The sequence below is a fragment of the Actinomyces sp. S6-Spd3 genome (assembly GCF_000758755.1).
Taxonomy (GTDB): domain Bacteria; phylum Actinomycetota; class Actinomycetes; order Actinomycetales; family Actinomycetaceae; genus Pauljensenia.
The window spans coordinates 490,043-511,079 of record NZ_JRMV01000281.1; the positions used below are offsets into that span (position 1 = coordinate 490,043).

The 21,037-nt window shown below is 55.5% G+C and carries 19 protein-coding genes and 1 tRNA gene; 3 read left to right on the forward strand and 17 right to left on the reverse strand.

Annotated elements, in window-relative coordinates; genetic code table 11:
- Positions 1–107 precede the first annotated feature (107 nt).
- The 6 genes from HMPREF1627_RS09385 to pepN form a co-directional block, all read right to left on the reverse strand.
- Positions 108–866 (reverse strand): MerR family transcriptional regulator, encoded by a 759-nt coding sequence (locus HMPREF1627_RS09385; protein WP_034503317.1) that lies wholly within the window; start codon positions 864–866, stop codon positions 108–110.
- Entirely contained in the window at positions 863–1,297 is a 435-nt protein-coding gene (locus HMPREF1627_RS09390) for an FHA domain-containing protein (protein ID WP_034503319.1), read from the reverse strand. Before HMPREF1627_RS09390 ends, HMPREF1627_RS09385 begins: the two co-directional genes overlap by 4 nt.
- A gap of 66 nt (positions 1,298–1,363) precedes the next feature.
- Positions 1,364–2,125: a DUF881 domain-containing protein gene (locus HMPREF1627_RS09395; RefSeq protein ID WP_034503323.1), complete on the reverse strand. Its 762-nt coding sequence runs from the start codon at positions 2,123–2,125 to the stop codon at positions 1,364–1,366.
- Between the two features lie 3 nt (positions 2,126–2,128).
- Positions 2,129–2,461 (reverse strand): small basic family protein, encoded by a 333-nt coding sequence (locus HMPREF1627_RS09400; RefSeq protein WP_034503327.1) that lies wholly within the window; start codon positions 2,459–2,461, stop codon positions 2,129–2,131.
- Between the two features lies 1 nt (position 2,462).
- Positions 2,463–3,302: a DUF881 domain-containing protein gene (locus HMPREF1627_RS09405; RefSeq protein ID WP_234305310.1), complete on the reverse strand. Its 840-nt coding sequence runs from the start codon at positions 3,300–3,302 to the stop codon at positions 2,463–2,465.
- On the reverse strand, positions 3,299–5,863 hold the full coding sequence (gene pepN, locus HMPREF1627_RS09410) for an aminopeptidase N (RefSeq protein WP_034503330.1): 2,565 nt from the start codon (positions 5,861–5,863) through the stop codon (positions 3,299–3,301). Before pepN ends, HMPREF1627_RS09405 begins: the two co-directional genes overlap by 4 nt.
- A 77-nt stretch (positions 5,864–5,940) precedes the next feature.
- Between pepN and HMPREF1627_RS09415 the strand changes: the two genes are divergently transcribed.
- Both HMPREF1627_RS09415 and der read left to right on the forward strand, forming a co-directional pair.
- Positions 5,941–7,500: a UDP-N-acetylmuramoyl-L-alanyl-D-glutamate--2,6-diaminopimelate ligase gene (locus tag HMPREF1627_RS09415; protein ID WP_034503333.1), complete on the forward strand. Its 1,560-nt coding sequence runs from the start codon at positions 5,941–5,943 to the stop codon at positions 7,498–7,500.
- A gap of 26 nt (positions 7,501–7,526) precedes the next feature.
- Positions 7,527–9,008: a ribosome biogenesis GTPase Der gene (gene der / locus HMPREF1627_RS09420; protein ID WP_034503336.1), complete on the forward strand. Its 1,482-nt coding sequence runs from the start codon at positions 7,527–7,529 to the stop codon at positions 9,006–9,008.
- A gap of 81 nt (positions 9,009–9,089) precedes the next feature.
- On the opposite strand, the gene HMPREF1627_RS09425 is transcribed toward der, so the two are convergent.
- The 11 genes from HMPREF1627_RS09425 to xerD form a co-directional block, all read right to left on the reverse strand.
- Positions 9,090–9,530, reverse strand: a complete 441-nt coding sequence (locus HMPREF1627_RS09425) for a hypothetical protein (RefSeq protein ID WP_034503339.1) — start codon at positions 9,528–9,530, stop codon at positions 9,090–9,092.
- 30 nt (positions 9,531–9,560) lie between these two features.
- Complete coding sequence (locus tag HMPREF1627_RS09430) at positions 9,561–12,353, reverse strand: N-acetylmuramoyl-L-alanine amidase (protein WP_034503343.1); 2,793 nt, start codon at positions 12,351–12,353, stop codon at positions 9,561–9,563.
- Positions 12,354–12,472: 119 nt separating this feature from the next.
- A complete protein-coding gene (locus HMPREF1627_RS10960; RefSeq protein ID WP_158705818.1) occupies positions 12,473–12,592 on the reverse strand; it encodes an LPXTG cell wall anchor domain-containing protein in 120 nt (39 codons plus the stop codon).
- A gap of 225 nt (positions 12,593–12,817) precedes the next feature.
- Positions 12,818–12,891 (reverse strand) — tRNA-Pro (locus HMPREF1627_RS09435).
- 81 nt (positions 12,892–12,972) lie between these two features.
- Positions 12,973–13,695 carry a (d)CMP kinase gene (gene cmk / locus HMPREF1627_RS09440; protein WP_034503346.1) on the reverse strand — a complete coding sequence of 241 codons (723 nt, stop codon included), beginning with the start codon at positions 13,693–13,695 and terminating at the stop codon, positions 12,973–12,975.
- Positions 13,695–14,828, reverse strand: coding sequence for a prephenate dehydrogenase (locus HMPREF1627_RS09445; protein WP_034503350.1), 1,134 nt, complete (start codon positions 14,826–14,828; stop codon positions 13,695–13,697). The genes cmk and HMPREF1627_RS09445 overlap by 1 nt, the downstream gene beginning before the upstream one ends.
- 8 nt (positions 14,829–14,836) lie before the next feature.
- Entirely contained in the window at positions 14,837–15,586 is a 750-nt protein-coding gene (locus tag HMPREF1627_RS09450) for a pseudouridine synthase (protein ID WP_034503353.1), read from the reverse strand.
- The gene (gene scpB / locus HMPREF1627_RS09455; protein ID WP_034503356.1) at positions 15,583–16,164 is read right to left on the reverse strand and encodes an SMC-Scp complex subunit ScpB; all 582 of its coding nucleotides are present in this window, start codon (positions 16,162–16,164) and stop codon (positions 15,583–15,585) included. The genes HMPREF1627_RS09450 and scpB overlap by 4 nt, the downstream gene beginning before the upstream one ends.
- Entirely contained in the window at positions 16,161–16,955 is a 795-nt protein-coding gene (locus tag HMPREF1627_RS09460) for a segregation and condensation protein A (RefSeq protein WP_034503359.1), read from the reverse strand. Before HMPREF1627_RS09460 ends, scpB begins: the two co-directional genes overlap by 4 nt.
- The gene (locus HMPREF1627_RS09465; protein WP_034503363.1) at positions 16,939–17,805 is read right to left on the reverse strand and encodes a ParA family protein; all 867 of its coding nucleotides are present in this window, start codon (positions 17,803–17,805) and stop codon (positions 16,939–16,941) included. The genes HMPREF1627_RS09460 and HMPREF1627_RS09465 overlap by 17 nt, the downstream gene beginning before the upstream one ends.
- A gap of 56 nt (positions 17,806–17,861) precedes the next feature.
- Entirely contained in the window at positions 17,862–18,836 is a 975-nt protein-coding gene (gene xerD, locus HMPREF1627_RS09470) for a site-specific tyrosine recombinase XerD (protein ID WP_034503366.1), read from the reverse strand.
- Between the two features lie 113 nt (positions 18,837–18,949).
- Between xerD and tkt the strand changes: the two genes are divergently transcribed.
- A complete protein-coding gene (tkt, locus tag HMPREF1627_RS09475) occupies positions 18,950–21,031 on the forward strand; it encodes a transketolase (protein WP_034503369.1) in 2,082 nt (693 codons plus the stop codon).
- The last annotated feature ends 6 nt before the right edge of the window (positions 21,032–21,037 follow it).

Consider the following 21,037-nt stretch of genomic DNA (forward strand, 5'->3'; position numbering starts at 1 on the left):
ACGAATGCTCCTTGATACGAAAGAATGACGATCTGAGGTTAAGACTACGAACATGAAGGACGAGGGTCAATCAACAACACGGCGAGCCTTCAAGTTCAAGTTGAAGGTTACACCCCGCCGTCAGTCAATTGCGAAATCGCCACGCGCAACATTTCTTGATGCAAATGAGCGAAGCGCTCCCCTAGCTCAAGACAACGCGCATTTTGTCGCTCTCGATCAACAGCCCGATCGCGCGGAGTCTGCGACAAAACGGTTTGGTCAATGAGATCTGCACTGCGCTCGGCACCCTGACGAACTGAGCGTAATGTGCGTGCGTCTACGCCCATCGATTCAAGCTCACGAATCTGTAGCACGACCTGAACGCTACGAGCCGGAAAATAGCCTGCAATATCGGAGGAAATTAATCCCAAGGTCACATAACGCTCAATGGCACTCAAGTCACAGCCGGTCAGATCAGCAAGATCAGCGGCGGGAATCGCACGACGATTACCGACGGAGACAACCTTTCCCTCCGAGGCAACAACTTGAGCGGCTCGGCGCTGAGAGACTTCGTGGCCAGCATCAAGCGCGCGGAGCTGATCACGAATGACATCCAGAGGCGAATATGAATCTCTCTGGCTTGCCAGAACATAGCGAAGGCGTTCGATATCAGCACGGGAATACTTGCGGTACCCGGCCAAGGTTCGCGCGGGGACAACGAGGCCCTTATCTTCAAGGAATCGAACCTTTGACTGTGTGATAGCAGGAAACTCCCCTTTCAGGCGCTCGACAAGCTGCCCGATTGAGAGTTCCGGCTCACGACTGATACCGCGAGGCCACGGCTCGATCGTTTCTTCCGTGACCTTGCGCTGTGCGCGCGCGTTCATTGGACTTGCGGTGAAGGCTGGTAGGTCAGACGATACTTGCCAATCTGTACCTCGTCGCCTGCGTGCAACTCACACTGGTCGACACGCTCACGATTGACGTAGGTGCCATTCAAAGAACCCGAATCACGCACGGTATGCCCACCGTCACGAGAAAGGAACTGGCAATGCTTACGAGAAACAGTGACGTCATCCAAGAAAATATCGGCACGCGGCGAACGACCCGCGTTAGTGACCTCTGCATCCAAGAGGAAACGCGCGCCCGAGTTCGGACCACGCTGAACAATGAGCAGCGCGGAACCCGCGGGAAGGGCGTTAACAGCATCCTGATCGCGCGCAGACAAAGGCAGAGGCGCATCCACGGCCTCGTCAACAGTGTTCAGACTGAAGACGGAAGTTGCCGTCGGGTCGAACTCCTGGCGCTGGTTTTCCATCACATACTCCAGTTCATAGGGACAATAGGCTCAGTATAGTGTGGCGGCGTCACCTTCGCGAAGGATCTATTGAACTTCTTTGGCAAATTCAGGGACCTTCGGTGTCGACGTCGAGGAAATTGTGAGGTCTTTAATCTGCGTGATCGTCACTGACGCGCCCTTGGCGCGCATCTGAGCAGCACTACCGGCTTGAATCTCGAGCGCGGTCGAAATCGTCTGTGAATCCCCAATCACTTTCCAGACATAGGGAGAAGTAATTTCCTCGCCGTCAACGCGAATCACTCCCCCATCACTCGTAAAACTCGAGGCGATAGTGATGCGATGTCCGTTGATATCCACCGCCTCAGCACCCGCATTGCGCAATTCTCCCATCGCCATCACAAAGTGCGTTGAGCTGAGCGAATGCGTTGAGTCAGCGATGACCATTTCGATTCCGGGGCCGTGCACCGCGACCTGCCCAGAGTTGATCTTCGCCTGTTCCTCAGCTTTCTTTGCTGCAGCCGCAGCTGCCTCTTCCTTTTGAGACTCGTCTTGAAGCTGGCTGACTTGAGATTCCAATCGTCCGCGTTCCACGCGCAAGTTCTGTTCTTGAACCGAAAGGTTGTCAAGGAGCTCAACCAATTGCTCTTGGCTCAGAGAACTCAGCGGATCCGTGCGCTGCGCCCGCACCTGAGTGACCAAAGCGATTCCCAAAATCAGGCAGATTACAAAGAGGAGAAGGTGAGTTCCGCGGGGAACGGCCAAGATCGCCGCGCGTAGGCGCGTGTGGATTGGTTGCAGAGGCTCTTGAGCCTGCGGGGCATCCTCGTGTTTAACGTGCTGTCCCATCGTTTAGGCCTTAAAGATCAAACGTCGAATGGAGGCCGTGTTCGAGAAGATTCGGATTCCCAAAACCACCACGACTGCGGTAGTCATTGCCGAACCGACCCCAAGCTGTGTCCCCAAGAAGACCAGCAGACAAGCAACGACGACATTCCAGAAAAAGGACATCACGAAGACACGATCGCGGAAGGTCCCTTCAAGCCATGCGCGCCCGGCCCCCAAAAGAGCATCGAGTCCAGCCACGACCGCGACGGGAAGGAATGGCTGCAGCCACGTCGGAACAGTTGGGTCAATTAAGACACCCACAACAATTCCGAAAATCAATCCAAGTACCGCTAACACCTCAGTGCTCCCCCTCAACAGTCGTACTCCAACGAGTCGACCGATTCTCTCGCGCGCTCAGAGTCATTTCTTTGACTGACTGCGCATTCAGTGTAATTCCCGTCAGTGATTCTGCACTGGAAAGATAGTCCCCCGTTGAGCCTCGAACTAAAGACAGGGACAACTCGTTGGCATTCCCGATCGCCTCAATGTTGTATGGCGAAGAAATGGCCGTCACGTCAACAAGAATTGTCGAGCCCGCAGTACGGATGAACGAGCCAGGCCCGATTCGCTGGCCATTGACGCTCACGGCTTCGGCCCCGGCGCTCCACAATGCGTTGACAACCATACGGATATCTTGATCACGGACCTGACCCTTATCGCTTTGCCGCGATGAAGAAGCTCCGGGGGCGTCTGTCAGTGTCACTTTTAACCCCGGGCCACGTACCTCGGTATCGGCATTCGCAAGATTGGTTGCCTCGTCTTGAAGGCCCGAATTCGTGTTTTGATCGTGAGAAAGCTCTTTTACCCGCGCGCGTAGTTTTGAGACTTCTCCGTCGAGAGAGGAAATCTGTTGCGTCTGTTGCTGAGCATGGCTGAGCAAAGATGAGTGCACTTCGCTTAGGGATTGGGCGCGCAATCCCCGGATTGCAATGCCACTGCCGATACCGAGTGCAATGGCAATCAGTATCGTAATGGTTTGCTTGAGGACACCAGCCCTACCACGCACTGGTTCATCGTGGTAAGCGCCGTAGCCCGCGTCAAGAGGATTCTCGAGAATCGCCTTGAGTAAAGACATCGACGCGGCGGGATCTACCTGTTGCTGAGTCCCTTGAGTCTCTTGCGTGTTGTCGGTACTCATTGCCACTGTTTCTGGCGTGCAAAAGCACGCTCACAATCGTCGAGTTTCTCTGTAACAAGGCGGGCAAGCGCAGCAGCGGCGCTTTCATTATCGGTGAGCCATTGACGAGTCAAAGCGAGGAGGTGCTCGGCCTCGTCTGGACGGTCAGAATCAAGGTTCATGGGGAAACCGGCATTGATGTAGCGCAGTCCCAATCCCATTGACGCGCGCTCCCAGAATGACGAGAGCTCAGCAAAGAAGTGATCGGTGTATTCCTTGCCTTCCCACGAGGATGCATTGAGTCCTTGCAAAGATGCACTCAAATGATGATTCGACAGCTCCAGCGACAAGACTTCCTTCCAGACGGCCTCGCGAATGGAGGCGTTGGGAATCGAAGAGCGCGCACGAACCCACCGAGTCTTGTTCTCCCCCGTCGGCGACTCATCGAGCCACGCATCAAGTTGCTTTTCATCAACGAGGCCACGCGCCGCCAGTGCACAGCGGACGACCCACGCGCTCTCCTCCCCCGCGATCAGAGGAAGCAACTCACCCTCTTCGCCTCGCGCAAGGGCAACAAGCGAATCCGAGTAGCTTGTGTCTGCTCCAGCACTCCACACATCGACAAAGAGATGAAGAAGCGAGCGCGAACGATCCAAGGAGGTTGCGCGCATGGCTTGCGCAATTGCCTGGAGGATCTTGCTGTCGTATTCTCCTCTGACATGTCCTGGCAAGAAAGTGCGAGATTGAGCGATTGTCGCCAGAAGACGCTCAAAAATCGCGTCTTCCTTCTCCGCAGTCATATGGGTCAATGCAGCGTCAATATAACGTCGGGGGTCGAGTTCTCCTTCGCGTACAGCAGCAAAGAGATGCGACCAAATGACTGCTCGGGTGATCGTTTCTTCGATACGTGAAACTCGGCTCAAAGCGGTTTGAGTCGAGCGCTCATCCAAGGTTCCAATCGCGTAGGTCAGATCGTCGTCATTAACAACGATCAGCTGGAGCATATCGGCGCCGCCCGGGACTGAAAACTCTTCGGGAACGCTGAGTAACAGATCCCTTCCCTCAATGCGAACGCGATCCTTGCTGATGCATTGAAGGGCGTCGCCCCGAGATGTCCAATACGAGATGTTTAGGCAGTGAGGACGCGCAAGGCCCTCTTGCAAAAGAGTAAGAGAGGTAACCTTTCCGTCTTCATCACTTGTTGTTCTCACAGAAAGCTTCGAAGGCCCCGTGGTCAAAAGCCACGCATCTTTCCAGGATGCAAGATCGTAACCGCTTGCCTCTTCCAACGCGGTTAAAAGGTCGTCAAGACTCGTCGCACCGTTCGCGTGGCGCTGGAAGTACAGTCGGACACCTTGATAAAAAGCATCTTCGCCGACCCAAGCAACGAGTTGCTTGAGTACCGAGGCCCCCTTTGCATAGGTGATGCCATCAAAATTATTCGTCGCAGCCGGAATATCGGGGATGTCGGCAACGATCGGGTGCGTTGTCGGGTATTGGTCTTGAGCGTAGGCCCACGCTTTACGGCCAATGGCGAAGGATGCCCACTCCCCCGTGTAAACAGTTGCTTCCGCTGCCGTCGTCGTTCCTTGATTTTCGGCAAAGGACTCCTTCAACCACAGGTTGTCCCACCAAGCAGGAGTTACAAGATCGCCAAACCACATGTGGCACATTTCGTGAAGAATCGTATTCGCTCGTTTTTGTCGAAGAGCGAAAGAGGGAGTATCGCGGCTGAGATAGCTCTCCGTGAAAGTCACGCATCCTGGGTTTTCCATTGCCCCGAGGTTATATTCGGGTACAAAAATCTGGTCGTAGCTTCCCCAAGGATAGGTATATCCATAGTGGGCGTGATAGTGATCGAGGCCGGCGCGCGTAACCGCCAGGATATCGTCGCTATCCATCGCCTCGGCAAGCGCCTGCCGACACATCAGACGTAAGTCGAGACAGGCCGAGGCGCCGTCTCCCGCGCTGCCTTCCCAGGTTCCCCCATCAACAATGGCCCATTGCCCGGCGACAACGGCCGTGATGTAGCTCGACAGCGGTGGCGTCGTTGAAAAGTCCCAACGTGTGTTGCTCTCTTCCAGATCAGTAGTCGTCGCAACACCATTCGAAGTGACGACCCAAAAAGATGGGGCGATCACATGGAATGTCCACTGGGGCTTGATGTCAGGCTGGTCAAAACACGGCCATGCCCGGTGAGCGTCTTCTGGTTCAAATTGTGTGTAGAGGTAGTAACGACCGTCTTCGGGATCGCGATAGCGATGCAGTCCCTCCCCCGTTGTCGAATATCGACACTGAGCATCAACACTGATAGTGATTTCTTGGTCTGTTGGCAGTTCGTGGAGGTCAATCCGCTCGCCATCATGCGTGTATGGGACTGCGATTCCATTAACACTGACCTGCTGAACAATCCCCGCGCAATCGATGAAAAGATCGGGGGTGGCAGTCACAAGCGTCATATGCGAACACACAGGGAAATGCGACTCGCGTGTCGCTCCGGACAGATCGAGGGACACATCAATGTGTCGCACCTTTATGGAAGCAGAGCGTTGACGGGCATCTTCACGGGTCAGGACATACATGGTGCCATTCTAGGTATTTGCCTACCGAGGTGTCGATGAAAGAGCTTTTCATGAGCCAAGAAGTTAGGCTAAACGGTATGACACAAGCCAATGAAATTCGTCCTAATAACCCCGCCATGCCTCTTACCCAGGCACTCGAAGGCATTGAAGACGTGGATTGGACCTTGTGCCCCGATCCCGAGCTCCCTGTCAATGGCGTGAGCGTTTCTTCCACCGATATGGAAGAGGGCTGGATTTTTATTGCAATTCCGGGCCTCGTCCAGCACGGAATTCGTTTCCTTCATTCGGCGCTCAGCTCCGGTGCCTGCGCTGTCGTTACCGATCCTGAGGGGGCTTCGCGCGCCTGCGCGGAGTATCCAAGTCTTCCGATCGTCGTTGTTCCCGACCCACGCCAGGCAAGTGCCCTCATCGCTGCGAATGTCTATCGCCACCCGGCCTCGTCACTCAAAACTGCTGCGGTCACTGGAACGAATGGCAAAACGACGACTACCTATCTTCTGCGCTCCATTCTTCGAGGCGGCTTTAGGGATCCTGCGCTGTGTGGAACAGTTGAGATCCGGGTAGGAGATCTACTGATCAATTCCGAGAAGACCACGTCTGAGGCTCCCGAAATCGAAAGAATCCTCGCCCTAGCCCGGCAAAAAGACTGCGGGGCCGCAATTGTCGAGGTTTCCGCTCATGCGCTCAGCCTGAATCGTATCGACAACATCGTCTTCGACGTTGCAGCTTTCACAAATCTTCAGCACGATCATCTGGATTACTACGGCGACATGGAATCCTACTTCGCTGCCAAGAAGAGCCTATTCACTCCTGTGCACTCCAAGCAGGGCGTTGTCTGCGTGGACGATGAGTGGGGCCAGCGCCTCGCGCGAGAGAGCGAAGTCCCTGTGACGACAGTTGCAGTTTTTTCTCACCACGAGGCCGATTGGAAGGTTCGCAAGGTTACTTTCGATCGCGGCATCCCCGCCGTCACCTTTGACCTTGAAACGCCTCAATCGCATATGCGTACCATTCGCATGCCGATGCTCGGCGAAGTCAACGTTCAAAACGCCGTCGTGGCTTTGGTCAGCGCAGTCCAGATGGGCACCGATTTTGATGCTGCTGTTCAGGCGCTCGAGAATGCGGAGCAGGTCCCCGGACGCATGACTTCCGTCAACCCGGATCCGGGTAATCAACCGCTCGTCATTGTCGACTTCGCCCATACTCCTGAAGGTCTTGAGTGGACTCTCAAGTCAGTTCGCGAACTGACTCGCGGCAAGCTCGTCCTGGTCTTTGGAACTGATGGTGACCGTGACGCAACGAAGAGAGAACCCCTGGCCGCAATCGCCGCGCAGCTTGCTGATGTCTTGTGGGTGACCGACGAGAACCCACGATCGGAAGATGCTTCTTCTATTCGTCGCCAGCTTCTTTCCGGAATTCGCTCGGTCCGCCCTGATCTTGAGAACGTCATCGAAGTTCCGACCTGCCGCCGCGACGCCGTTCGCGAAGCTATTCTTGCTGCCCAGGCCGGAGATATCGTTGTGATATCGGGTAAGGGCGCTGAATGGTACCAAGAGATCCGTGGAATTAAACATGCCTACAATGACGTTCCTGTCGCACAGGAAGTGCTCGCGCAAGACATTCGCGCGCGCCTCTAAGGCATTGCAACCGATAGGATAAGTCTGTGAGTGAAGAGCACATCGACATCCAAGACCCCTATGACGAAACTCAGGGGGAGCTTCGTGCACGCGCGATGCGTGAATCCCTTGATCAATTTGACCTCGATGAAGAAGACCTCGCCCTATTAAACGAGGAATTCGACTACGGTGACGAGGTCGAAGACGAGTTTGGCCTCCCGGTTCTTGCTGTCATTGGTCGGCCAAACGTCGGTAAGTCGACGCTGGTCAATCGTATTATTGGAAGGCGCGAGGCCGTCGTTCAAGATACTCCCGGAGTAACTCGCGACCGCGTGTCTTATCCCGCCGAGTGGGCGGGTCGCCGTTTCACACTTGTTGACACCGGCGGCTGGGAAATCGATGTAAAAGGTATTGATCGTTCCGTTGCCCAGCAGGCGGAAGTCGCGGTTGATTGCGCTGACGCAGTCCTCTTCGTTGTCGACGCGACGGTCGGAATGACTGACACCGATGAGCGTATCGTTTCAATGCTTCGACGCAGCGGCAAGCCGGTCGTATTGGCCGCGAACAAGGTCGACTCAGCTATGCAGGAAGCCGAGGCAGCTTATCTGTGGTCCCTTGGCATGGGAGAGCCTTACGCAATCTCTGCCCTACACGGGCGAGGAACCGGCGACCTGCTCGATGCAGTCATGGCTGTTCTTCCTACGGAGTCCGCTGTCGCTTCGGCTCTTCCTGAAGGCGGTCCCCGTCGCGTTGCTCTCATCGGGCGCCCGAATGTCGGTAAATCATCATTGCTCAATGCCTTGGCTGGCGCTGAACGCGTTGTTGTGAATGAACTGGCAGGAACGACTCGCGACCCCGTTGACGAACTCATTGAGCTCGACGGTGAGAAATGGTGGTTTGTTGACACCGCTGGCATCCGTCGCAAGATGCATCGAACGACCGGCGCTGACTACTATGCATCGATCCGTACCCAGGCAGCTTTGGAGAAGGCAGAGCTTGCGTTGATTCTTTTCGATGCTTCAGAGCCGCTGACGGAGCAAGACATTCGAGTCGTGCAGCAGGCAGTTGATGCTGGCCGTGCGGTCGTTATCGTCAATAACAAGTGGGACTTGGTCGATGAAGAGCGTCAAGCCCAGCTGAAGGCTGAGTTGGAACGCGAGCTTGTGCAAGTCGCTTGGGCTCCGCGCATTAATCTTTCAGCAAAGACAACGTGGCACATCAACCGCCTCACGCGTGCCATGGATACGGCTCTCGAGAGCTGGGAAACACGCATTCCGACTGGTCGTTTGAATGCCTTCCTAGGTGAACTGGTTGCAGCGCATCCGCACCCTCTTCGCGGTGGGAAGCAGCCTCGCATCCTCTTTGCGACTCAGGTATCAAACATGCCTCCACGTTTCGTCATCTTCACGACTGGATTCTTAGATCCCGGATATCGCCGATTCATCGAACGTCGTCTGCGAGAAGACTTTGGCTTTGAAGGATCGCCGATTCAGATCTCGGTACGTGTGCGCGAGCGTCGTCGTCGCTAGTCTGATGGACATGAGTAGTGGTGTGGCCTCCCATCGGGGAGGCCACACCACTAGTATTAACGGCACTCAAACCATCAGTGCTCAGTCATCAGTTTCTTTGGAAAGCTCGATTTTATACCGGAAGATTGTACTCATGTACGTTCCCGTGCGCCGATTAAGAGATGCTGTCGCATCGATGAGGGGCGTCATGGATCCGGCCCTTCGCGAATTCAGATCTTTCAGAATAGGCATCGCATAGTATGCGTTCTTCTTGTTCTCCAGATCCATGAACCACTTGCCACCGAGATGATGACGATAGGTCTCGCCGATGTACACAGTGAGTAGATCGTGCATCCGCGGATCGTTAATGAGGTCTTGAGGCGATGAGTAATGCGCAAGCATCCACTCTTCAAGGGCATCAATAGACTCAACTGAGAAGTCAAGATTCAGACCGTTTTCCTTTGCGAATGTATCGGTCATGTAGTCCAGCTTGTCAGAAATGAAGAAAATCCATTCCTGAAAGTCTTCTTGCGTGTACGCCATCATTGCCTCATCTACGCCGCCGGGGCAGAATTATGAGGCGATTCTACCGCCCTCAAAGTATTGAACTCTACTACCTCCGGACCAGAATTCATCACTGGTGGGATAGCCGTAGCCTCCGCGTTCGTATCCACTGCGACCGTAGGCCTCGAAGATGTGTCCTCGTACAAAGTGCGAACCGGTAGTAGGTGACCAGTAGGCGGTTCCCTTGTCGAAGAGTTGAAATACTCCTTTACCGGAGTTTGTCTCAGCACTCCTTGTAACGCCCAATACTTTCGCGCCTCCGAGGTCTCGGTAGGCGTTTGCAATGCCGGTGCCGTAACGCAAGACGTAAGTTCCTGAATCCGAAGACCAGGTAATTACTCCACCTTCGAATTCTTGCGCGCGTCCGGATCCCGCGGAGTATTCATCGCTCAGCGGGTAGCCAAGGAACCCTCGCTCGTATCCGGATGCACCATAGGCACCAAAGATTCCATTACGCACGAAGTGCGTTCCTCCCTCGGCGGTCCAATACGCAGTTCCATACTCGAACACCTGGAAGACGCCTTTCCCGGAAGGCGTTTCAGCCGTAGTTGGCAGGCCAACGACTTGTGCCCCTCCGAGGTCTCGGTAGGCGTTTGCAATCCCGGTGCCGTAGCGCAGAACGTACGTACCGGAGTTCGAGGTGCTGATCACTCCACCTTCGAATTCTTGCGCGCGCCCCGAGGCAACTGCGTATTCATCGCTGGTGGGGTATCCCAAACTTCCGCGTTCATACCCAGTCGAACCGTACTTGTCGAAAATACGACCGCGCACGAAATGCGTGCCGTTCTCTGCCTTCCAGTAGGCGGTCCCCTTCTCGAAGACTTGGAAAACACCGCTACCAGAACGAGTCTCATTGGACGTCGCAGCACCCAGTACCTTCGCGCCACCTAATTCTCTAAAAGCATTAGCAATGCCAGTGCCATAGCGAAGCGTATGGCTACCGGAATTTTGGGTCCACGTGATTGTTCCACCTTGGAATTCTTGCGCGCGTCCAGAGCCCGCAGAGTATTCGTTGCTTGTTGGGAACTTTAAGACGCCTCGCTCATAGCGCTGGTTACCGTATTCGACGAAAATCTTCCCGCCAACAAAGTGCGCATCGGTCTGCGCAGTCCAGTACGCGGTCCCGCGATCGAAGAGTTGGTAGACACCGGGAGCACTTGCTTCCTCATTCGATTTGGGATTGCCCATGAGCGACTTGTTGTCATTCCATAGTCCCCAGATCGCGCCCTTCACGGTGTAGGAAGCCGGACGATTATTCGCCGCCGAGGCCGATTGGAAATCCTGCGCACCATTCTGCGCGATCTGACGAATTGCTGGAAGCTTCGAGTATCCGGCATCTCCCGGGCAACTCGTCGGGTAAGTGTCTCGGTGGCCTGAGATACGGGCAAGATTGATGTAGGTGCCGGCCCGATATTTAGGGTTGGATCCCTTGGGCCTAAAGCCTGCAGATTCGGACATATTTGTCACTCCTGCACGCCTGAGCTGCCATCCTGCAAGAGCACCGACAGTATTAAGGGTTGCTTGAGACGGCGCCTCGGATTGATAGGTTCCCATCATCGAGATCCCCATCGTCCCGGAGTTAAAGCCCTGATCGTGAGCACCAGCGACCATCTTGCCGGCCGGTGAGGAGAGTGTCCCTTTTCGTCCCTCGAAGGCGCGTCCCCACTTATCGACGAGGAAGTTATACCCGATGTCTCCCCAATCCAAGGTGACCGCATGATAGTGATAGATTCCGCGAACAATCGATGCTGATTGGTCCATTGTGTAGTTGTTCGTCCCTGCGGTGTGGTGAACAACAACATGGCTTGCCGTGAAGTACTCCGGATCCCAGTCAAGGTAGGACTCATCTGCTCCCCAACCGCTCCTGCTGGTTACAGCGACCGGCAGCCCATTTGGCTGAACAGTTGCGGGGAAAGCGCGAGCAAGTTTCGTTCCGTTAAGCCCACGAGCCTGACCGGAACCTACGCCGGAGGTGATCACGCCAGAGCGTGCATTATCAGTCTCGACTGCCTCTTGATCGACATCGGTGTTCTGGGCAGAAAATTCTGCCTCTCCCCCTTCGCCACTTTGAGCAGCGGGAGAAGACTCGATCTGAGAGGCAAAGCTCGGCGAGTTCTCTTGAACGGAGTCTTGGTTGAGATCGGTATTCGCGGCCGGGACCGAGTCAAGATCATTCTCGCTCAAAACGGTTTCGCCTTGAGGATTTTCGGGAACCATTGCGACTTCGAGGTCCGAAGGAAGGTCAGATTCCTTTCCAGTGACGCGAACCTGAATCGCGTCGGCACCGGCGGTCACAAAGGGATCAGTTCCTCCGCGAACATTATGTCCGTCAACGCGGTCTTTACCTGCGCCACCATCGCCATCAGTGAGGTACCACTGGCTCCATTCGCCCCGCTCGCGTACGCGGATGTAAATCTGGGTGCCTGAGGCAAGGCTGTCTTTCCCACTCCATGACAAACCTGTGACCAAAAATGGATCAACGCTCAAGGGCTGCGTCAAAATCGCGGCATCTTGGCTTGGATCGAAGCTGCTTGTCCCCTGGCCTTGCAAAGTTGCGCGAGAAATCCGCGTTAGCGCGTGTCCACTTCCGATGTTGACCGTCTCGAGGCCGGCTTGCGCAAGCTGCGTGGGTTCGCCTTGCGCGCGGGTCAAAATGATCTTTTGGACCGGACGTTCCTGCCCAGACGAGGCCGCGGCGTGACTTGCCGCTTGCGCGCTACTTTGGGGGGCTGCAGTAGCTGCCGCTTGTGGAACTACCAAGCTTGCGAAGGCAATGCCCGCCGCAAGAGAAACTAATCGCATCGAAAAACTCCGTCAGTGATGATGGTTTGTCACTTTCGTAACACTATACACATCTGTCACATAAACAACAGTAATTAGTGGAAGGCCTCACACGATGCGAGCAGGAATTTATGTGGAAATCAGATTCTCGTCATTCGCATCGCTCCTGCAGACCCGAGCAGGAGTAAGCCAACGAGAAGATAGGGCAGAATTCCCCTTCCACCGGTATAGGGCAAGTGGCCCACTTCAAGATCAAACACCTGAATAGCGGGGTGTTGTGTAGTAAGACCATCACAAGACGAAATGAGCGTGACTGTCTTAGCTCGCTGCGCGACTGGGGCGAGAAGCTTGCGTCAGCGCGCCGGTCGTAGGTGCAGGATCGGCATCGTCGGCCGCTGCAATATCCCTAGCGCGCGAAGGTAGAGCACATGAGAAGTAAACCCCATAAACAAAAATCAAGACCGATGACTCGGTCCTGATCACTGTCGGGCTGGCGGGATTTGAACCCACGACCCCTTGACCCCCAGTCAAGTGCGCTACCAAACTGCGCCACAGCCCGTTTTAATCACCTGTATTTTGGCGACTCGGATAGTCTAGCCCAACTCGCCTCAAAAACTCCAATCGAGTACAGCGACCCCCGTCACATTCGCGAGTGAGCCACGCCAGAATCGGCTGGGAGTAAGGCAAGAACAGCTTCCAAAACTCCCTCGATATCAAGCTCTGAGGTATCGACTAATTCGATTCCGGGACCGGGAGTGAGAAACTCACTGACCGTTGAATCAGATGCGTCGCGGTCCACAATCTGCGCGCGTACCTTCGCCAAGCTTTCAGCGCTGTCATCACCAAAAAGTTCGCGCGCACGCCGTTTCATCCGGGCCAGTGGCGACGCCACAAGCAGAACTCGTAGATCAGCCTCGGGATAGACCACCGTCGTAATATCCCGCCCCTCAGCAACCATGCCCGAGCCGTCGGCGCTAGCCTCGGCCATACGCTTACGTTGCTGCTCGGCCATCCACGCGCGCACAAGAAGATTAACCGCAATCTTGGGTACGGCCTCGGCAATTCTAGGGGTGCGGATCAGCGAGGTCACTTCCCTCTCACCCACGTAGAAGTGAGGATTCACGGGGTTTGAATCAGCGCTCAAATGCAGACTTGGCAAGAGTCCAGCAACCGCCTCGTGATCATCAAGATCAACTCCAGTCTCCAGGGCCACCAGCGTGAGGGAACGATACATTGCGCCCGTATCCAAATAGCCAATCCCGAGGCGCTCGGCAAGAAGCTTGGCGATCGTCGACTTCCCTGAACCTGCAGGACCGTCAATCGCGATCGTTAAGCCGTGGCGACGAGGTGTACTTTCCATCATTAGTCTCCGCTTCCTGTATTCCAGCCTCGTTCTTCAAGCTGTTTCACCGTTGAAGCAAGGATTGATGGGTCAAGACTGATCCTTGCGACACCCATCTGAGCTCCAGCGGAGTGCTCCAAAGAAAGGTCTTCGATATTGACGCCAATCTCGCCGAGTTCTGTGAACAATCGACCAAGTGAACCAGCGGTATCGGGGACAAAAACGTCAAGCACCGCATAACGGGTTGGAGCGCCACCGTGCTTGCCGGGAATCCGCGCAACTCCCCTGTTCCCCAGGTCCATGACCCGATGAACTGCGCCGACGCTCCCCCCTTCGAGGGGACCCCGCTGGGCAGCCGCATCGAAATGTTCAATGAGGTCATCAAGATCCCCGCGAATTTCACGAAGAACCTCAACGACAGGCCCGGCATTTCCGGCCAAAATTGCCGTCCAGAGTCGAGGATCAGAAGCCGCAATGCGCGTCGTATCACGAAGTCCCTGGCCAGACAGCGAAAGCGCAGACAGCGGCGCATCAACCAAACGGGCGGCGAGCATCGAGGAAACAAGCTGGGGAACGTGTGAGATTAAGGCGACCGACTGGTCATGAGTACGAGCATCCATCTCGATCGGGAAAGCTCCAAGATCAACGGCAAGCGAGCGGATCTCCATGACAGCGTCGGGAGTTGAGTAACGATTAGGAACAATCACCCACGGACGCCCGTAGAACAGGTCAGCATCAGCCGCCCCAGCCCCGCTTCTTTCCCGCCCCGCCATCGGATGGGAACCCACATACCGACTGGGAATATCCGCACCGCGCCGCTTGGCCTCGTCAAAAACTCCGTCGCAGACAGCGGACTTCACAGAGGCAACATCGGTAACCACTGCCTGCGGATAGCGAAGCAAGGCATCAACAACGCAGACATCGGCGACATCAGGGGGCGTCGATACAATGACGAGGCGTGGAGAACACGGATCGTCTTGGGCGATCAAAGTACCCGCACCCAGGTCTTGCGCAAGCCTTCCAGCAGTTGGTGAAGCATCCCGAAGGTATACCTCAACTCCCCCACTGCGAAGCGCCAAGGCTATCGATGTACCGAGTAAACCGGTTCCGATAATGAGAACGGGACCGTTCGTCGCTAGAGTGCGCTCCGACACGGCGCTTCTCACAGACCGACGACATCGTAGAGAGCCGCCAACTGCGGGCCCTTCACTCGACGCATCGTCCCCGGTTGGAGGTGATCCAGACGGATCGGTCCGAACTTCGTACGAACCAGTTCGCGAACCGGGTAGCCAACCTCGTCCATCAAACGGCGAACCAGACGATTACGACCTTCATGGACGACAATCTCAACCGTTGTAATGTCGCCGTAGGTTTCCATCGTTCGGAAGGAATCCACTGCAATCGGACCGTCTTCGAGTTCAATACCTTCCATGAGGCGACGACGAACGCCCGGTCTAACCTCTCCATGAACCCTGGCGACGTAGGTCTTCGGGATCTCGTAGGAGGGATGAGTTAAGCGGTTCGCAAGCTCACCGTCATTGGTGAGAAGCAGAAGTCCTGAAGTATCAATATCCAAACGTCCGACATGGTAGAGACGTTCCGGGTAGTCGACCAACAGATCGGCAAGAGTTGGCCGCCCTTCAGGATCGGACATCGTCGAAACCATTCCGACAGGCTTGTTGACAGCCATGACAATCGGCCGATTCTCTTCAAGAATGATGCGCTTGCCATCAACGTGAATCGCTTGGGTTGTGGGATCGACACGCATACCTTGGCCGCGCACGACCTTACCGTCAACTTGCACGCGCCCCTGGGTAATCATTTCCTCAGCAGCACGCCGAGAGGCAACCCCCGCACGTGAGAGGACCTTTTGCAGGCGAATGCCGTCTTCGCTATAGGATTCGTTTCTCACAGTGTCTCCTCAAGTTCGTCCAGCTCATCTGATGCTGGAAGGTAGGGTGCTAATGGGGCCAATTCGTCAAGGGAATTCATCCCCATCCGTTCAAGAAAAACAGCGGTCGTCGCATACAAGCGAGCTCCCGAAGAAGACTGGCCAACTTCTTCGACAAGTTCGCGTGCCAGTAAAGTCCGAACAACTGCGTCAACGTTGACGCCACGAATCTGCGAAATGCGCGCTCGTGAGATCGGTTGACGATATGCGATGACTGCAAGCGTCTCTAGTGCTGCTTGAGACAGTTTAGATTGTCCAGTCCCAACAATAAACTGCGACACCAGCGACTCCCAGCGCGCAGAAGAATAGATACGCCATCCACCGCCGAATCGTCGGAGTTCGAAGCCATGGTCACGGCCCCCCTGCGCGCCCGAGTATTCGGCAGCAAGCATGTGGAGAACACTCTCCATATCCTCGGGGGAAAGGTTCAGAACCCGCCCCAATTCTTCGGAGGTGACAGGTTGATCGACGACCATCAAAATTGCTTCCACGGGAGCAAAAAGCAGCTGCGCTTCTTGGGGGCTAATCGCCTCACTCATGCGTCTTCCTCCCATTCGTCGACCTGAGGGTCGATTCCATTCCAGACGATCTGAAGCGGAGCCAAAGCTCTTTCCTGTTCAAATTCAATTGCCCGGCGCCGATACAACTCTAAGATAGCCAAGAATCGCGAGACAACCACGGCGGTATCGCGAGCGTCCTCAATCAGCTGAGCGAAAGTCGCTCTCCCGTGAGCAGTTAGAAAGGCCACGACATTGCGAGCCTCGCGGGCTACCGGCACCTGCGCCTCGTGAAGGTGAGTAACTTCCACGCTGGGGGGCTGAGCGCTCAGCACCTCAGCGAAACAACGCGCAAGATCCTCCGGAGTTGTTTCGAAGCGCAACTCCGGCAAGAGACGCGCAAAACGAGCTTCGAGCGGGACGCTTCGGGCAATGAGGCCCATATGGGTGTCCAATCGCTCAGCAAGCGCAGCCGACGCGAGCTTGAACGCACGATACTGCAAGAGCTTGGAAAAGAGAAGATCTCGCGCCTCTAAATCCTCTGCGCTTATTGATGATTCCTCGTCGTAATCGGGAAGCAAACGCGCGGCTTTCATATCAAGAAGAGTTGCCGCGACGACAAGGAATTCAGTCGTCCGCGACAAGTCCGGAAAAGCCCGCATGTGCGCAATAAACTCATCCGTCACTTCAGCCAAAGCGACTTGCGTAATATCAAGTTTCTTGCGTGAAATAAGCTGGAGAAGAAGGTCGAAAGGACCTTCAAAGACCCCAAGCGACACCTGAAACTCGTCAAGTGCCGCTTGGGTGAGTGTGCTGTCAGGCGACGTCTCCACGGGCGATAATCTCTCTGGCAAGACGTCGGTATGCTCGCGCGCCCGGGTGGTTTGGTGCGTAGGTCGTAATCGGAACCGTTGCAACAGAAGCATCAGGGAACTTCACGGTACGCGCAATCCGCGTGGTGAAGACCAAGTCTCCGAAGGCCTCGTCCAGTCGTTCAAGAACTTCGCGCGAATGTAAGGTTCGCGTATCCACCATTGTCGCGAGGATCCCATCGATCTTCAGGCGAGGATTAATCCGGTCACGGACAGTCTCGATAGTCTCGACAAGAAGTGCAACACCACGCAGCGCGAAGAACTCAGCTTCCATGGGAACAATGACACCGTGCGCTGCCGTCAGCGCGTTGACGGTAAGCAATCCCAGAGAGGGCTGGCAATCGACCAGAATGACGTCGTAATCATCGACGACCGCACGCAAAACGCGCGAGAGCGCCGATTCTCGAGCAACCTCATTGACGAGTTGCACTTCGGCAGCGGACAGATCGATGTTCGCCGGGACAATATCCAAGCCAGGAACCGAAGTATGGCACAGAGCCTGATGAATATCTTCCTTCGGATTCATCAGGAGGTTGTAGATGGTGTGCTCCATATCCAGTGTGTTAATACCCAGTCCAACTGAGGCAGCACCCTGAGGATCAAAATCAACGATGAGTACGCGACGGCCATACTCGGCAAGTGACGCCGCAAGATTAATGGTGGTCGTCGTCTTTCCGACCCCACCCTTTTGATTACACATCGCGATAATGCGCGCGGGTCCATGTCCCGTCAAAGGAGCCGGGATCGGGAAATCCTGTTCTTCGTCGACAGGTAGGTCCCCGGTAAGCGTTGGCTGAGATGGATTCGTCACGCCTACTATCCTAGTGCATCATCAAAGCCATGCGCGTCCCCTACCCGCGGGCAGTCTCAATTCTTTCCTTCTTCCGAGGCCGCGTGAACGATCGACGCAGGATCGACGTTTGCGCGTGGATGCGCCGAGCGATACATCTCCTTCAAAGTCGCAATTGTTACCTTTGTATAGATCTGGGTCGTTGACACCGAGGAATGCCCAAGTAGCTCTTGCACGTCACGTACGTTTGCGCCGCCTTCCAAAAGATGGGTGGCAAATGAGTGACGCAGGGTATGCGGTGATACAGCAACCTCAAGATTGGCTCGCGTTGCCGCACGCTGAATAATCTCCCAGGCAGACTGGCGTGACAGTGCCCCTCCCCTGTTATTGAGAAACACATTGGGGCAGCCTCTTCCTTTCGATGCATAAAGAGGGCGCGCACGTACCAAATAGGCCTCGAGTGCTTGCTGTGCCATCGAGCCAAGCGGGACTAGACGTTCTTTGCGTCCCTTGCCGAAAAGACGAACGATTGGGAGTTCTTCATCCAGATCGAGGTCGTCAATTGCCAGCGAAACCGCTTCACTCACCCGAGCTCCGGTCGCATACAGCGTTTCTAAGAGCGCCCGGTCCCGTAAGGAACGCGCATCATCGCCGGTGCCTGCAGCTTCAAGCAGAGCCTCAACCTGCTCAATCGTCAAAGCCTTAGGCAAGTGTTCTCCAACTTGAGGGAGTCGCACCTGGGCACTGGGGTCGTGTGAGGCAATGCCTTCGCGGAGGATGTATTTATGAAAAGAACGGATTGCAGCAAGAGCACGTGCCACTGATGAAGGCGCGGCCTTGCCCCCATCAGTTCCACTACTCAAATAAGCGAGATAGTCTTCGATTTCCTGCTCACTTATTGCGTCATAGGTGCAGTGGCCTTGCTGAAGCTGATATTCCAAGTAGCGTTTAACATCTCGGCGGTAATTCGACACGGTATGTGTTGACGCGCCTTTTTCAACGCTCAGAAACGCGAGCCACTCATCGCGCTCCCTCTCAAAGGTACTAGCCACGCGCCCATTGTATGGACCGCTTCGATGCTGGCCAGGTATTTCCAAGTTACGCGTGCCGAACCGCTACACTTGGCCTTACAGGGAGGTCACGTCAATTGCCAGGAGGTTACACCGTGCCCGCGTTATGGAATGAGCTCGATAGCCGCGCCGTTTCCACCGCCAAGATTCTCGCCGCAGACGCCGTAGAACGAGTAGGAAATGGACACCCAGGAGCGGCTATTTCACTCGCTCCCGCAGCCTATGCCCTTTACCACCGCCATATGCATCTTGATCCTCACGACCCGCAGTGGCTGGGTCGTGACCGTTTTATTTTGTCTTCAGGGCATTCATCTCTCACGCAGTATCTTCAGCTTTACCTCGCAGGGATGGGGGTTGAGCTTGAGGACCTTCAAGCTCTACGCACAGAGGGTGCTCTCACCCCCGGCCACCCCGAGTACGGCCACACTCCAGGCGTCGAATTGACCACCGGCCCGCTGGGAACGGGTATTGCCTCTGCTGTTGGTTTCGCAATGGCAGAACGGTTCACCCACGGTCTGCTGGATCCCGCAACTCCATATGGCGAGTCCGTTTTCGATCACAAGGTCTACGTCATCGCTGGTGATGGTTGCCTCCAAGAAGGTGTTTCTGCGGAGGCTTCTTCGCTCGCAGGTACGCAAAAGCTTGGCAACCTCATTGTTTTGTGGGATGACAACCGTATCTCGATTGAAGGCGACACTGATATTGCCTTCAGCGAGGACGTTTTGGCGCGCTACGCCGCGTACGGATGGCATGTTCAGCGCGTCAATTGGCTCAGTGAGGATGGTTCCTACACCGAAGACGTTACGGCTCTTGATACTGCTTTGGAAGCGGCTCGCGCGAATACCGAGCAGCCTTCGATCATTGCGCTTCGTACCGTAATCGGGTGGCCGACTCCCGAGAAAATGAACACCGGTGGAATCCATGGCGCCAAGCTGGGAACCGACGCTCTTCGAGGACTTAAAGAAGCCTTGGGTGCTAACCCCGATGCAAGCTTCGATGTTGACGAAGAAGCTGTCGCTTATGCACGCAGTCAATTTGCCGCTCGCGCGAAGCAGCTGCGCGAAGAGTGGGACCAGCGTTTCTCTCAGTGGCAAGAACAGAACCCAGAAAAGGCTGCGCTACTTGCCCGTCTTCGTCAGGGTGAAATGCCAAGCGATTGGGAATCTTCATTCCCAACCTTCCCTGAAGGCCAGGCACTGGCAACCCGATCGGCCTCGGGAAAGGTGCTGAACGCGATTGCACCAACGCTTCCCGAACTGTGGGGCGGATCTGCTGACTTGGCCGGATCAAATAATACTTTCCTCAACGGATTGACGTCTTTCCTCCCCGAAGGGACCTACTCGCGTTCATTCGAAGCCGATCCCTTCGGTCGTAACCTCCACTTCGGAATTCGTGAGTTCGCCATGGCGTGCGCGATGAACGGTATCGCCGCAGATGGCTTGACCCGTGTCTACGGTGGAACTTTCTTCGTCTTCTCCGACTTCATGCGTGGCGCGGTCCGTCTTGCTGCTCTCATGGATCTTCCAGTCACCTACGTGTGGACGCATGATTCAATTGGCGTTGGAGAGGATGGTCCGACCCACCAGCCCATCGAGCACCTGGCTGCCTATCGCGCAATTCCGAATCTCGCAGTCGTTCGTCCTGCAGACGCTGCCGAAACTGCCGAGGCCTGGAAGGCTACCCTCCTTCAGCGCCACCCGGTTGGTCTCGTTCTGAGCCGTCAGAACCTGCCGAACCCTGCTCGCGGGGAGGGAAAAGAACTTGCAGGTGCCGAAGGCCTGCGCCGCGGAGCTTACGTGCTTGCAGACTGCGAGGGAACTCCCGATATCCTTCTCTTGGCTTCGGGTTCTGAAGTCGCACCTACTCTGCAAGCCCGCACACTCCTAGCCGAAGAAGGACTTCGCGTCCGCGTGATCTCGGTGCCCTGCATGGAGTGGTTCGAGGCCCAGGACGAGGATTACCGCGAATCGGTCCTCCCCTGCGCGGTCCGTGCGCGCGTCGCCGTCGAGGCTGGAATTGCAATGCCGTGGTACCGATGGGTTGGCGACTGTGGCCGAATCATTTCGCTCGAGCACTTCGGCGAGTCAACGGAAGGCAGTCGTCTCTTCGAAAAGTACGGCTTTACCCCTGAAAATATCGCAGCAAAGGCTCGCGAGAGTTTTGCTGCAGCTCACTGAGGGCAT